The following is a 13,248-nucleotide window of genomic DNA, read 5'->3' as shown; positions in this document are numbered from 1 at the left end:
TTGGCAGTTCAATTACAAACAAGCTACTAATTTTCTTAACAATGGCAAGATTCTTATTTTACGACGATAAAATTATAAACTTACTGTTACAGGAGGAGAAACCTTCCGGAGGTGCAGCAGTTCAAGCTTACGGATGGATAAAAGGTCTTTCAGAAGCAGGCCAGGATATTTATGTAATGACAAATATAAAACATAATGGCCCTTTAAAGGAAGAATGCAATGATATTAATCTCGTGCCATTGTATGACCAACAAAAAGGCATCAGATGGTTGAGATGGATCTATTATCGTTTTCCATATATCTACAAAAAAATAAAGCACACGCACCCAGATTACCTTTACCAGGGGATTCCAGGGTGGACCTCATTTTTACTAGGTTTAATTTGCCGACAATTAAATATTAAATACATCTTGCGGATCTCTAATGATTATTTATTAGATAACCGCTTTTACAGGAATTATTCCATCATGCACCGGTTTTTTCAAAGGATGGGAATTAACTCAACTTATTGTATTCTATGCCAAAATGATTACCAGTTAAGCATCATTAAAAAAGAATTTCCGGGGAAAGTAGCCATTAAGATCCCTAACCCAATCTTCCTGAAAAATGATTTTAATTCAAGTGATGATTCGGCAAGGAAATATATAGCCTGGCTGGGCCTTTATCAATATCAGAAAAATATTCAACAATTATACGAGATCGCCTATTTGCTGAAAGAAGAGCAATTTCAAATTGCAGGTCAAGAGTTGGGTAATTGTGACAAGGAAACGCAGTATTATCTGGATAAGCTTAAACAACTACCCAATGTAAAATTTATAGGATTTTTGCACAGGGATCAGGTCTTACCTTTTTTATCAAAAGCAAAATTCTTATTAAATACCTCGCATTACGAAGGTTTTAGCAATACGTTTCTCGAAGCTATGTCAGTCAGAACACCTATTCTATCAAGTCAGAACGTGAACCCTGATTCAATTATTACAAAATATAACCTTGGCATAGTCTACAAGGACGCTTTGGACCTGCAAAAAAAATATTTTCACTTAACCTCGGAAGCATATAAAGCAATGTCATGCAACGCTTTTGATTATGTTGCTCAGCAACACGATTACCGAATTTTGTCAGAAAGACTAATAAATTTTTTCAGTAAGAATTAGCAGTTAAACTATTGAATTGCAGCAGGACATTCATTATATGTTGCTTTTAATAAGATCTGATAAATTTATTAAACCATGCATAAAAACACTAAAATCCGTGTACTAATTTTTATTGGTAGTTTGCGCTCCGGAGGAAAAGAAAGAAGGTTAATAGAGTTATTAACTTATTTTAAAAAGAAAACAGATTTTGAGTTTTTAGTAGTATTAACAAAGGACGAAATTCAATACCAGAGTTTTTATACATTAGACATACCTTACCTGGTCCTAAAAAAGAAATGGAAGAAAAAAGATCCTACAGTATTTTTTCAATTTTACAAGGTTTGCAAACATTTTAAGCCTCACCTCATTCATACCTGGGGACGCATGCAGTCGTTTTATACTCTACCGACAGTAGTCTGGCAAAAAATACCCCTGGTTAATAGCCAAATTACAGGAGCTCCAACGAAAAGACCAAAATGGTTTCGTTTAAATTTAATAGACAAGCTTAATTTTTATTTTTCCAGGATTGTCCTTTCCAACTCCAAAGCCGGTATGGAAAGCTTTAATCCACCGGCAAATAAAAGTAAGGTGATTTATAATGGTATTAATATGAATAGGTTCAACAATTTACCAGATGTTGAACAAGTAAAGGCTAAGTATAATATACATACTCCTTTTGCTGTACTAATGGCAGCATCATTTACACCATATAAAGACTATGACCTTTTTTTAAGAGTAGCAAATCATGTTACAAAACTAAGAAACGATATAACATTTATAGGAGCAGGAGGATATGAAAAAAGTGATGCTGAATATAAGAGAATGCTGCGGCTAAGCGCACAAAATCCCAGAATTCTTATCCGGGAAAGAATTGATGACGTGGAAGCTCTTGTAAATGCATGCACAATTGGTGTTTTATTCTCTGTAAATGGCGAAGGCATTTCCAATTCTATCATTGAATATATGAGTCTCTCCAAGCCTGTTATAGCTACCGCAGCTGGGGGCACAAAAGAAATTATAAGAAATAACGAAAACGGCTACTTGATTATAAATCAAACCGAAGAAGAAATCTCCGATTTGATCATTGGCCTGATTAACAACCGGGAAAAATATGAAGCATTTGGAAAATTAAGTAAAAGAATAGTTGAAGAGTCTTTTTCCCTGGAAAGTATGGGTAAAGCTTTTGAAAGGGTTTATGAAGATGCATTAAACTGATAGGATAAAAAGCAATTTTTTTGAACAGGCCAATATATGTTTTGAATAATCTTGCTAACTGGGTTTATGCCAAAAAACGATATATATGTAGTTCATTCAAACTCTAAAATCGAATCTCTTTATACATTGTTTCCTTTGTTAGTTTCCAAATTCAGCAATCATATCAATTTTTTGAATAAGGATTCAAAAGAAGCCATGCATGCAGAAGGAAAATGCGCTATCCTGGTTCGGGTTTTTAAAGGAAATAGATGTTTTATAGGCGAGGACGAAAAAAAAAGAGAACTAATTAAAGACTTTAAAAAACGCTTTGACAGGGTTATAATGCTGGATGATGGAGCAGGAAGTGACAGCCTTCATTTTGAATACATGGATCTTGTGGATTTATATTACAAAGGAAAATTATTGAAAGAAAGATGTAACTATTTAAAACCAATGTACGGCAACCAATTGTTTACAAACTATTATAATCAAAATTATGGTATCAATGATGATAAGGTAAAAATAAGGGATATTCCAAGCGATCCATCGGTATTAAATAAACTAAGAGTTTCATGGAATTTAGGTTGCGGAATATACCCTGTTCCTCATTTAAACCTGATACGCCTTGCAAGAGAAATAACCAGACACGGGCTTTCCAGATTTTTAAAGCCATGGTATGTTCATAGCTATAATAAAATGATCAGGTTAATGGACCAGCCTACAAATTATGATAATAGGTTAATAAAAATTCATGCCCGTTTTGGAAATAATTCTTTGCCAAACACAATTGACTACCAAAGAAAAACCTTTTTACAAAGATGCAAACAGCATGAAAAAGTGATTATGGGAAGCATTAGTCCCCGGGCTTATAATAGGGAAATAAAAAATGTTGCAGCAGTATTAAGCCCTTTTGGATGGGGTGAAATTTGCTTTAGAGATTTTGAGGCTATTATAAACAATAGCGTACTTATTAAGCCCAACATGGATCATATCGAAACATGGCCAGATGTCTATAAAAATTATAAAACATATATCCCTGTAGATTGGGATGGCAATAATCTGACAGAAACCATAGATTGTGTGTTAGGCAATATAACAAACTACATTCCTATTGTGCAGAGAGCAATTCATGAATATAAAATGTCATTCCTTGAAATTGATGCCCGTGTATTAGCCTTTCTTGAAGAATCTTCAGGATCAAGGGTAAATTACTATTAAGGTCCAATAAATCTAAAAGCAGATATTTTGCCACTTCCATATTTATTTTTTTACCGCTGAGATGTTAGCCTGAATAATTTTATATCAAAGAGTTTACAAATAACAGGCAAACAAATTTTTTCTGAAATGAAGATTGTATTTGTCAGCAGGTCCAACACAGGTTACCCATATCCCTATGTAAAAGAGCAGGCCGATGCACTGGTTAGAAATTACAATGTTGAAATCAGTCATTTTTTGGTAGCTCACGGAGGGGTTAGTAGCTACCTGAAAGCTGTAATCAAATTGTTTGATTTTACCAGGAAAAATAGAGTCGACTTGATACATGTGCACTGTGGACTATCGGCGTTAGTAGCAGTTTTATATAAATACCTGTTTTTCAAAAAACTTAAAATTATCATTACTTTTCATGGAAGTGATATCAATATACCAAAGGAACGGAAGTATTCATTATTTGCAGCGCAGTTTTCTTCGCACAATATTTTAGTGTCAGAAAAAATGTTGAAATACTTTAAAAAGAAATACTCGATAATTCCTTGCGGAATAGAGACGAATATAAAATTAGATTCGAGGGAAAATACGAGGATTGAAAAAGGATGGGAAAAGAACGATTTTGTAATTCTTTTTTCAGCAGGTTTTCATAGAAAAGTAAAAGACCCTCAATTTGCATTTAAAGTAATAGAAGCATTTTCAAATGTTACTAAAAGGAAGGTCAGGTTTATAGAAATGAAAGGTTTTACCCGCAACGAGGTGACAAATATTATGCAGGCTGCTGATGTCATGCTTATGTGCAGTTTTACTGAAGGAAGTCCCCAGGTTATAAAAGAGGCCATATTAAACTCACTCCCTGTTATTTCCAATGATGTGGGAGAAGTAAGATTAATTTGCTCAGGAGTTGATAATTGCTATATAATCCAAAAAACTGTAACTGAGTATGTCCGCTGCCTTAAATTCCTTTCTCAAGCTAATGCAAGAATTCAAAATAGATTTCCTGTAATTGAGAAGTTTGATAACAACATCATCTCTAAAAAGATTTTTGGCGTCTACAGCGAGGTTTTAAATGAATGTTAGATTCCTTGTTTAAACAACTTCAAATCGTTGACACCTAGCATCGGTAGACTAATTACTAATATGGGTATCAATACCAAAGCCATACAAGCCTTTTTGATAGGCAATAAAACTTTATGGTATGCCAGGAAAAAAAATTCTGATCGATATTAAGCACCCTGCACAATTAAATCTTTTTAAAGGTCTTTCAAAGGAGTTAATGCAGGAAGACTGGGACATAACCATTTGCTATTTAAAAAGAGGCAGGCTGGCGAAAATAATACAATCTGAATATACGGGATTTAATACCATTCCGGTAGGAAGCAGCAATGGTAGCAGATGGTCTATACTTTGGAATGGAAATATAAAACGAAGCCTTGCTTTCTTTAATCTCATCAGGAAAAATAAGTACAATTTATGCTTAGCTGTAAGTAGTATTCCTTTAGCCTTCGCCTGCAAATTTTCAGGAACTCCTATAATACAATTTTCCGATGATCCGGAAAGAAGGAGAATCAACCAGCTAAATGCCAGGTTTTCAGATCAACTATTTTTCCCGCCTATTGTTAAAGCCAATAGCAAGATATCAATTTTCAATTGCTTAAAAGAATGGAGCTATTTAAGTCCAAAGAGATTTAACCCTGATATAAATATTCCTCTTAAGTACGGACTAATTCCTTATGAATATCTTTTTGTAAGAGAAGTCAGTAATAAATCGTTCAATTATTTTAACCAGGCAAATGCCATCATTTGCAATTTTTCAAAAGAAATATCAACTAGTTGTAAAGTAGTTTTATCACTGGAAGATAAATGTCTTGCTGAACAATTTCCAAGTCATTGGCTTATATTGGATGAACCGGTAGAAAACATCCATTCCCTAATCTTCTACTCAAAATTAGTAATCTCTTCGGGAGATAGCATGGCCAGAGAAGGCGCTATGTTGGGTGTGCCAAGTATATACTGCGGAATAAGGAAAATGAAAGCCAATGAAATTCTAGTAAAGATTGGTTTTTTAAAACACTTACCTGGAAAAACAGCTTTACCTGTTATCAATCAAACAATAGATGAAAAATTCGATGAATTAAAACAGATAAAAGTTCGAAATCAACTTTTAGAAAGATGGGATGATATGGTACTATTTATGAAAGAAAGCATAAAAAAATATAAAAGAAGTAAATGAGCCATTTAAACATGATGCTATGAGAATTTCAATTTTCGGATTAGGTTATGTAGGATGTGTCAGTTTGGGTTGCCTAGCCAAAAACGGTCACCAGGTAATTGGTGTTGATGTAAATCCATTTAAGGTTGATCAAATCAATAAAGGCCAAGCCACCATTTTAGAAATGGGCATTGACACAATCATAAAAGAAGAATATGAAAAAGGAAATATTTCTGCTACAGTTTGCGCTAAAAAAGCCGTATTGAATTCAGAGCTAAGCATTATTTGCGTAGGGACGCCTTCTTCACATCATGGACATTTAGACTTATCATATATATACAAAACTGCTGAAGAAATCGGGGATTGTATTAATTTAAAAAACAGTTTTCATACTGTGGTTATCAGGAGTACAGTATTGCCCGGCACCAATCAAAAGATCGGAAAAATAATAGAACAACGCTCCAATAAAAAAAGAGGAGAAGACTTTTCTGTGGTTTCCAATCCGGAATTTTTAAGAGAAGGGTCTGCGGTTAGCGATTATTACCACCCAGCCATTACAGTTATTGGCGGAGACAATGATTTAGCTATAGAAAAAGTCGCTTCATTGTACAGTTGCCTTGATGCCCCTATTGAAGTTACTGATATTGAAGTGGCGGAAGTAATTAAATATGTAAACAATTCCTTTCATGCTTTAAAAATTGCTTTTTCTAATGAAGTAGGAAATGTGTGCAAGGCACTCTCAATAGATTCTCATAAAGTAATGGATTTGTTTTGTAAAGACAACAAGCTTAACATTTCCTGTGCCTATTTTAAACCTGGATTTGCTTATGGTGGCTCCTGTCTCCCCAAAGACTTAAAAGGTTTTGCTACCATAGCACATGACCATTATGTATCCACCCCAATATTGGCTTGTATAGAGGCTTCCAATGAACATCAAAAAAGAGTTGCTTATGATCTAATTACGAAAACGGGAAAAAAGAATATTTGCTTTATTGGGTTAAGTTTTAAAGAAGGTACAGACGATTTACGCTATAGTCCTAGTGTAGATTTAGCAGAAACGTTGATCGGAAAAGGTTATCGGTTGACAATTTATGATGAAAATGTTCACCTGTCTAAATTAATCGGTGCCAACAAGTCATTTATAAATGAGCGCCTGCCCCACCTGTCTAAACTAATTAGCGATGATCTGGAAATGACAATAAAATCAAATGATGTTGTTGTAATAAACCACAGAGATTTTGACGCAGATGCATATTACCATTTATTAGAGAAAAAACATACCGTCATAGATCTAATGAGAATAAATAAAATGGAAACATTGCCTAATTATGAAGGCATTTGCTGGTAATCAAAATCCCACTTCTCCTTTTGTAGTTCGTATCTCAAATATAATCAGCTCTTATTTGTATACCATTATATATTGTCCTTTTCCTATTAAAACAAGGTTATAAAAAGACTGAAGCATACGCTTACGAAAAAGATCAACCTGAAATCTGCTTTATTAATTAAAAATTAATGAGGTTTCATGAATTATCAGAATTCAACTGCGCATACCCAGTATCAAAATATAAAGATTGCACAGTCCAGGGGATGTGAAGAATACACTTACATCTCAAAATTTGTTGATTTAAGATCAGATAACACGCTGCTTATCTCGACAACGAATATTTCTAAAATATTGAACAGTCCAAAAGTAAACGCAATAGTTAACCTTAGCAGGATCAACGATATAAGATATATCAATAAGTTTTTTGATGGGGTAAATGCCAAATTAAAAAATGGTGACATATTCATTGCTTGCGTAGAGACATTTACCGTCAGGAGACAGAAAATGTTTATTAATAAAGTTCCGGTTATCCGAAACATATATTTCGCCCTGGAATTTATATTCCTGAGAGCTTGCCCGAAAATAAAGGGACTTAAAAAAATATACTTTGCCATTACAAAAGGAAAAGGAAGATTACTTTCTAAGGCAGAAGCACTGGGACGAATAGTATGTTGCGGTTTTGAAATCGTAGACCATCAAAACATTAATGGGTTAACTTATATCGTGACAAAAAAAATAAAAGAGCCAAGCTTTGATATGAAACCAAGCTATAGCCTTTTATATAAAATGCCACGAATCGGAAAGAATGGGAAAGTGATCGGTGTGTATAAATTTAGAACGATGCATCCCTATGCTGAATATTTGCAAGACTATATTTTAAAGCTAAATGGCTATTCAGAAATTGGAAAGCCTGCCCATGATTTCAGAATTACTTCCTGGGGAAGATTTATGCGCAGGTATTGGTTAGATGAACTACCTCAGCTTATAAATGTAATAAAAGGTGAAATGGGTTTAGTTGGCGTACGTCCATTAAGTACAAGGTTTTTGGCAGAATACCCCCAGGATTTAAAAGAAAAGAGGCTAAAGTACAAACCAGGATGTGTCCCCCCGTATGTAGCCTTGCTTAAACAGGAAGTAAAGCAATACATAGAATCAGAAAAAATATATTTAGAAGATAAAGAAAAACATCCCTTCTCTACAGATATAAACTACCTATTTAAAGCCTTTAGCAATATAATTACTAACAAAATTAAAAGCGCTTAATCATGGTAAAGTTTAGTTTAATTGGGGCTGGAAGAATCGCCCATAGGCATGCTGAGCATATTATTAAAAATGGGGAACTTGTTGCTGTATGCGACAATAACCCAGCAGCATTAGAAAGCTTTGCGAATGACTTTCCGAATGTTAAGAAATTTTATGTTATTAATGACTTATTAGAGAACGACTTTGAATCGGATGTGATCAATATTTGTTCTCCAAATGGGTTTCATTGTGAACATGCAATAAAATGCCTGCAGGCAGGAAAGCATGTTGTTGTTGAAAAACCTATGGCGCTTAAAACAATTGATTGTCACAAAATGATTTCTGTGGCAAAAAAATTTCACAGGCATCTATTTGTTGTTAAACAAAACAGATTTAATCCACCAATTATTAAATTAAAAGAAGTCCTGGATAGAAACCTGTTGGGTAAAATATATTCTGCGCAGCTGAATTGTTTCTGGAACAGGGACAAAAAATACTTCAATAATTCAGATTGGAAAGGCACAGTAGATTTGGATGGAGGAATTTTATATACTCAATTCTCTCACTTTATTGATTTGTTCTTGTGGGTTCTTGGAAAACCCAAAGCTGTAAGAGCATATGCAAATAATTTTCATCATCGGGAAACAATAGAATTTGATGACACTATAACAGCAATTGCCAGTTTCGAATCAGGTGTAATAGGAACTATGAATTTTACTATCAATTCCTTTAATAAAAATATGGAAGGAAGCATTACATTATTTGGGGAAAAAGGTACAATTAAAGTTGGTGGGCAATATTTAAATGAATTGGAATACCAAAACATTGATTTTTATAAAATAGATGATATTCCCATGGGAAACCCCGCCAATAACTATGGAGACTACCAGGGATCTATGTCAAATCATGATAAGATAATAGAAAATGTACTTGATGTAATTGATCGCAATGGAACAATTGCAGTCGATGGTAATGAAGCAATAAAAACTGTTGACTTTATTGAAAAAATATATGCTAGCATTGAAAGGGAAGAATTCATGTTAAATAGCAACCATAAAATGATCTTCGGTAAATCTGGTATTGATATCCTAAAAGAAACACCAAGTGTCAAAATAGTTAGGCCATAATTTTATTACTGGTTGTTATGATAAGTAGAAATATTTTTTTAAAATGAAAAATGAATAGTGCATTAAAATAATTATCCTAATACACTATTCACATTTACAATACGAAATCATTCTTGAATTGCCACTGGCAGTGTAGCACTCACTAATCAATTATACAAAGCTGCATCATTCATAAACTCTTCCAAAATTGAATAGCCGTTCTTTCCGTTAGCTGGATTAATCAGATAAGACTGGGTTAATGCACTTGCAGCAGTTTCGCTAGCTGCATAACCTTTTTTCACTAACCATGCTGTATGTATTCCGGAATTATTGGCTGGATAAACAGCACTTTTCAATGTAGGATATGTGCCTGCAGAAGTGGGAATCGAGCCAGTACCATTTATATATTGACTGACAAATCTGGCATCTGCAGCATCTCTGGGGAAAGCTCCAACTGTTGGCAGTAAATTGCTTTCAAGGGAAGACAAATCTGATATAGGTGTAAATCCATAAATTGAACTATTGTAATAAGCACTGTTAGCTAACGAGTTAGCAAGTGTTGATCCTGAGGGATATCCATACAGTAAGGGAGGTACGCTACCATTTCCGGCAACATATACAGCCGATTTTTGGGTAGAGCCATCCCATATGATTTCAATGGTTTTCTTCAATCCACCGGAAGAAGTGTTTTTGCCAGGTTTAAATTTATTGTAGAGAATATCGCCTTTTGTGCCGTCAACATATTCACTTGCTTTTGATCCCCAGTTATGCACCAGATTATTTATGACAGTCCCGGTAACATATTCACCAAATCTTGGAGTTCTGCCTTCTGTACTGACAAAGAGGTTCCTATGAATGCTTACATTCGTTATGTGATAAGTATCGCCTAATTTACCATTACAAAGTATGCCAAATGCATGTCCTAAAAAGCCTTCTGCAAGGATGGAGTTTTGAACAGTAACATTTTCAATTCCTCCTTTAGTTCCGTTTATACCAATTTGTTCATCGGAGGCCCATGAAACAGAACAATGATCAATTATTACATTTTTAATCTTCGTTCCTTGTGCCGATATACTTATCCCGTCTGTTCCATGATCGGGAGCTGCCCAAACCCCATTTCTAACTCTTATATTTCTTATAATAACCTCAGAAGTCATAACCCAAATGGTTGCTCCTTTTATACATATTCCACCACCTGGAGCGGTATATCCAGCAATTGTTATATAAGGAGATGTAATAGATATAGTGGAGGATAAAGCAATGGTGCCCCCTACCCTAAAAATCACAATCCGAGGATAGGTTGCTGTTAAAGCTGTTCTCAATGAACCCGTTCCTGAATTATTTAAATTATCGACATACAAAACTTTCGGAAGGTCGGCTGTATTGCCCGTTTGTTCATATTTTGCATAGGCGCCTCTTGACTCTTTAGCAAAACCCGTTGCCTCGGGGAAAGCAAGTTTCGTTCCTGTGAAAGTTAAAGAAGATAAATTTGCTTTGCTCGAAGCACTTGCACTCATCAAACTTTCTTGCGACATCCCGGATTCTCCAGATCTCAGCGTATCCGTTTTGCTGCAAGAAAATAAAGTAATAAGTACAATCAGGCTAATAGACATAATGCTAGGTGTGTAAAATACCCCAGTTAGGTTTTTCATTGGAAATGCTTTTAAGATTTTTAATAGGAATTAATAAATAACAGAAGTTCTTTTTTAATAGTTACTTAGTTTTTTTAGACTGGTAAGTTAAACCAGACTCAACTTTTTAAATTTCACATTTCTTTTCAACTATTGTGCCATTTCCCTTAAAGCATCCCTTGAAAATATTCGTGTATTTCGCTAACTGCTTCCACATTAACAGTTTAGGATAAATATTATTTCAAAATATAGATTTTAATCAACTAAAGGAAAAATCCGTTCCGTTATTTATACAATCATTACAACTCTTGGTTCATGGAAAGTCCAGCGTTATCAATTGTATCAATCAATAATGTTCAATTAGGTAAAGATGTAAATATTGTGCAACCTGTTAACCTCTACGGTTGTACTATCGGTAATAATTGTTTTATCGGTCCATTTGTGGAAATACAAAAAAACGTATCCATTGGAAATAATTGTAAAATACAATCACATACTTTCATATGTGAATTAATCACCATTGGTAATAATTGCTTCATTGGCCATGGTGTTATGTTTATAAATGACCTGTTCCAAAAAGGGGGCCCTGCAGGGGGAAATAAAGAGCTATGGAAAGAAACCCATATCGGAAACCATGTTTCCATTGGCAGTAATGCAACAATTTTACCAGTTATCATTTGCGATCATGTAATCATTGGCGCGGGAGCAGTGGTAACAAGGAATATTGAAAAGCCAGGCATCTATGTTGGCAATCCAGCCAAATTTCTAAGAACTATTAATACAAGTTTCTAAGAACAAATAAATACAAGCATTATGACAATACCCTTTGTAGATCTAAAAACTCAGTATAAGAATTTGAAGGTCTCTATTGACACTGCAATAGGTAATGTAATTGAGGAAACGGCTTTTATTGGTGGTAAATATATTATTGAATTTGAAGAAAAGTTCGCCAGGAAATATGGAGTCAAACATTTTGTATCTACAGCTAATGGCACAGATTCGCTTTATATAATTATGAAATCATTGGGTATTGGACCAGGTGATGAAGTAATAACCGTTGCCAATAGCTGGATATCTACTTCTGAAACGATTACACAATGCGGAGCCAAACCTGTTTTTGTTGATATTGATCCTGATTACTATACAATTGATGAAACCAGGATCGAAGAAAAAATTACATCAAGAACCAAGGCAATCATACCTGTTCACCTTTACGGACAAATGTGTGAAATTGAAAAGATAAAATCAATAGCAGACAAGTATAATTTGCATGTAATTGAAGATTGTGCTCAATCTCATTTTTCAAAATACAAAAACAAGAAAGCTGGAACATTTGGAATTGCCGGCTCATTTAGTTTTTATCCTGGTAAAAATCTGGGAGCATATGGTGATGCCGGTGGTTTAATTACTGATGATGACGAACTGGCACTGAAGTGCAAAATGTTTGCCCGCCATGGAGCCCTTGTCAAACACAAACATAAGATGGAAGGAATTAATTCGAGACTGGATGGATTGCAGGCAGCAATTCTTTCAGTTAAACTTGATCATATTGAAGAATGGACAGCAAAGAGAATAGAAAATGCTGCCTGCTACTCTCAGATCTTTCAAAATAACGATCATGTAATAACACCATTAGTACGCGACAATTCGGTACATTCATTCCATTTATATGTAATTCGCGTAAAAAAAAGAAATGACTTACAAAATTACCTCAGTAAAAAAGGTATAGAAACAGCAATTCATTATCCCAGTCCGTTGCCATTTTTAGAAGCATATAGTTATTTGCAACACAAACGCAAGGACTTCCCGGTAAGTTATCATTATAAGGAACAAATACTTTCATTACCGCTTTACCCCGAACTCAAATACGATCAAATTAGTTATATAGCTGAATCAATACTTAGTTTTTATAAATAAGAAAGGAACTGTTTTTTGCTACATTAATCTGCTGAATATAAACAGAGTAATACCGTTTAAATAAGAATGCTTTGTCTCTGCATTCGATTATATCACTTCTCAGAATCTCTGTTAATAAAAACTTGTTATGAAAAACATTTCACTCTTTTTTCTATGCGCCATCCTAACAGCATATAGAATATTTGCTCAACCTGGTTTTTCATCTGTAACCAACCTGACTTCATTGCCCATAGTATTTAATACTAGTGACAATCCGCAGTCAAAGGTGTGGACCTATGCA

At 34.4% G+C, this 13,248-nt stretch carries 11 protein-coding genes; 10 read left to right on the top strand and 1 reads right to left on the bottom strand.

Features of this window, described 5'->3' with window-relative positions:
- Positions 1–41 precede the first annotated feature (41 nt).
- The 8 genes from BUA53_RS12175 to BUA53_RS12140 all read left to right on the top strand — a co-directional run bounded on the left by BUA53_RS12175 (position 42) and on the right by BUA53_RS12140 (position 9,441).
- Positions 42–1,154 (top strand): glycosyltransferase family 4 protein, encoded by a 1,113-nt coding sequence (locus BUA53_RS12175; protein ID WP_072835664.1) that lies wholly within the window; start codon positions 42–44, stop codon positions 1,152–1,154.
- Positions 1,155–1,229: 75 nt separating this feature from the next.
- Positions 1,230–2,348, top strand: a complete 1,119-nt coding sequence (locus tag BUA53_RS12170) for a glycosyltransferase family 4 protein (protein WP_072835663.1) — start codon at positions 1,230–1,232, stop codon at positions 2,346–2,348.
- 66 nt (positions 2,349–2,414) lie between these two features.
- Complete coding sequence (locus BUA53_RS12165; RefSeq protein WP_072835662.1) at positions 2,415–3,545, top strand: hypothetical protein; 1,131 nt, start codon at positions 2,415–2,417, stop codon at positions 3,543–3,545.
- A gap of 126 nt (positions 3,546–3,671) precedes the next feature.
- Entirely contained in the window at positions 3,672–4,613 is a 942-nt protein-coding gene (locus tag BUA53_RS12160) for a glycosyltransferase family 4 protein (protein ID WP_072835661.1), read from the top strand.
- 118 nt (positions 4,614–4,731) lie between these two features.
- Complete coding sequence (locus BUA53_RS12155) at positions 4,732–5,766, top strand: DUF354 domain-containing protein (protein ID WP_072835660.1); 1,035 nt, start codon at positions 4,732–4,734, stop codon at positions 5,764–5,766.
- 19 nt (positions 5,767–5,785) lie between these two features.
- Positions 5,786–7,093 (top strand): nucleotide sugar dehydrogenase, encoded by a 1,308-nt coding sequence (locus BUA53_RS12150; protein WP_072835659.1) that lies wholly within the window; start codon positions 5,786–5,788, stop codon positions 7,091–7,093.
- A 177-nt stretch (positions 7,094–7,270) separates the two neighbouring features.
- Positions 7,271–8,335, top strand: coding sequence for a sugar transferase (locus BUA53_RS12145; protein WP_072835658.1), 1,065 nt, complete (start codon positions 7,271–7,273; stop codon positions 8,333–8,335).
- A 2-nt stretch (positions 8,336–8,337) separates the two neighbouring features.
- Positions 8,338–9,441 carry a Gfo/Idh/MocA family protein gene (locus BUA53_RS12140; RefSeq protein WP_072835657.1) on the top strand — a complete coding sequence of 368 codons (1,104 nt, stop codon included), beginning with the start codon at positions 8,338–8,340 and terminating at the stop codon, positions 9,439–9,441.
- A gap of 146 nt (positions 9,442–9,587) precedes the next feature.
- Here BUA53_RS12140 and BUA53_RS12135 read toward each other — a convergent pair whose 3' ends face one another.
- A complete protein-coding gene (locus BUA53_RS12135; RefSeq protein ID WP_072835656.1) occupies positions 9,588–11,072 on the bottom strand; it encodes a hypothetical protein in 1,485 nt (494 codons plus the stop codon).
- Positions 11,073–11,366: 294 nt separating this feature from the next.
- Between BUA53_RS12135 and BUA53_RS12130 the strand changes: the two genes are divergently transcribed.
- On the top strand, positions 11,367–11,843 hold the full coding sequence (locus BUA53_RS12130) for an acyltransferase (protein ID WP_072835655.1): 477 nt from the start codon (positions 11,367–11,369) through the stop codon (positions 11,841–11,843).
- A 21-nt stretch (positions 11,844–11,864) separates the two neighbouring features.
- Positions 11,865–12,968, top strand: a complete 1,104-nt coding sequence (locus tag BUA53_RS12125) for a DegT/DnrJ/EryC1/StrS family aminotransferase (RefSeq protein ID WP_072835654.1) — start codon at positions 11,865–11,867, stop codon at positions 12,966–12,968.
- Positions 12,969–13,248 lie beyond the last annotated feature (280 nt).

This window comes from Flavisolibacter ginsengisoli DSM 18119 (assembly GCF_900129295.1).
Lineage (GTDB): Bacteria > Bacteroidota > Bacteroidia > Chitinophagales > Chitinophagaceae > Flavisolibacter > Flavisolibacter ginsengisoli.
Note: the sequence above shows the minus strand (reverse complement) of the source record. Positions and strands in the feature narration are given on the sequence as shown.

Bases quoted from the DNA above. Each gene is read 5' to 3' on its own strand.
- BUA53_RS12125 (WP_072835654.1), top strand. From the start codon at position 11,865: ATGACAATACCCTTTGTAGATCTAAAAACTCAGTATAAGAATTTGAAG.
- BUA53_RS12165 (WP_072835662.1), top strand. From the start codon at position 2,415: ATGCCAAAAAACGATATATATGTAGTTCATTCAAACTCTAAAATCGAA.
- BUA53_RS12140 (WP_072835657.1), top strand. From the start codon at position 8,338: ATGGTAAAGTTTAGTTTAATTGGGGCTGGAAGAATCGCCCATAGGCAT.
- BUA53_RS12135 (WP_072835656.1), bottom strand. From the start codon at position 11,072: ATGAAAAACCTAACTGGGGTATTTTACACACCTAGCATTATGTCTATT.
- BUA53_RS12175 (WP_072835664.1), top strand. From the start codon at position 42: ATGGCAAGATTCTTATTTTACGACGATAAAATTATAAACTTACTGTTA.
- BUA53_RS12155 (WP_072835660.1), top strand. From the start codon at position 4,732: ATGCCAGGAAAAAAAATTCTGATCGATATTAAGCACCCTGCACAATTA.
- BUA53_RS12145 (WP_072835658.1), top strand. From the start codon at position 7,271: ATGAATTATCAGAATTCAACTGCGCATACCCAGTATCAAAATATAAAG.
- BUA53_RS12160 (WP_072835661.1), top strand. From the start codon at position 3,672: ATGAAGATTGTATTTGTCAGCAGGTCCAACACAGGTTACCCATATCCC.
- BUA53_RS12170 (WP_072835663.1), top strand. From the start codon at position 1,230: ATGCATAAAAACACTAAAATCCGTGTACTAATTTTTATTGGTAGTTTG.
- BUA53_RS12150 (WP_072835659.1), top strand. From the start codon at position 5,786: ATGAGAATTTCAATTTTCGGATTAGGTTATGTAGGATGTGTCAGTTTG.
- BUA53_RS12130 (WP_072835655.1), top strand. From the start codon at position 11,367: ATGGAAAGTCCAGCGTTATCAATTGTATCAATCAATAATGTTCAATTA.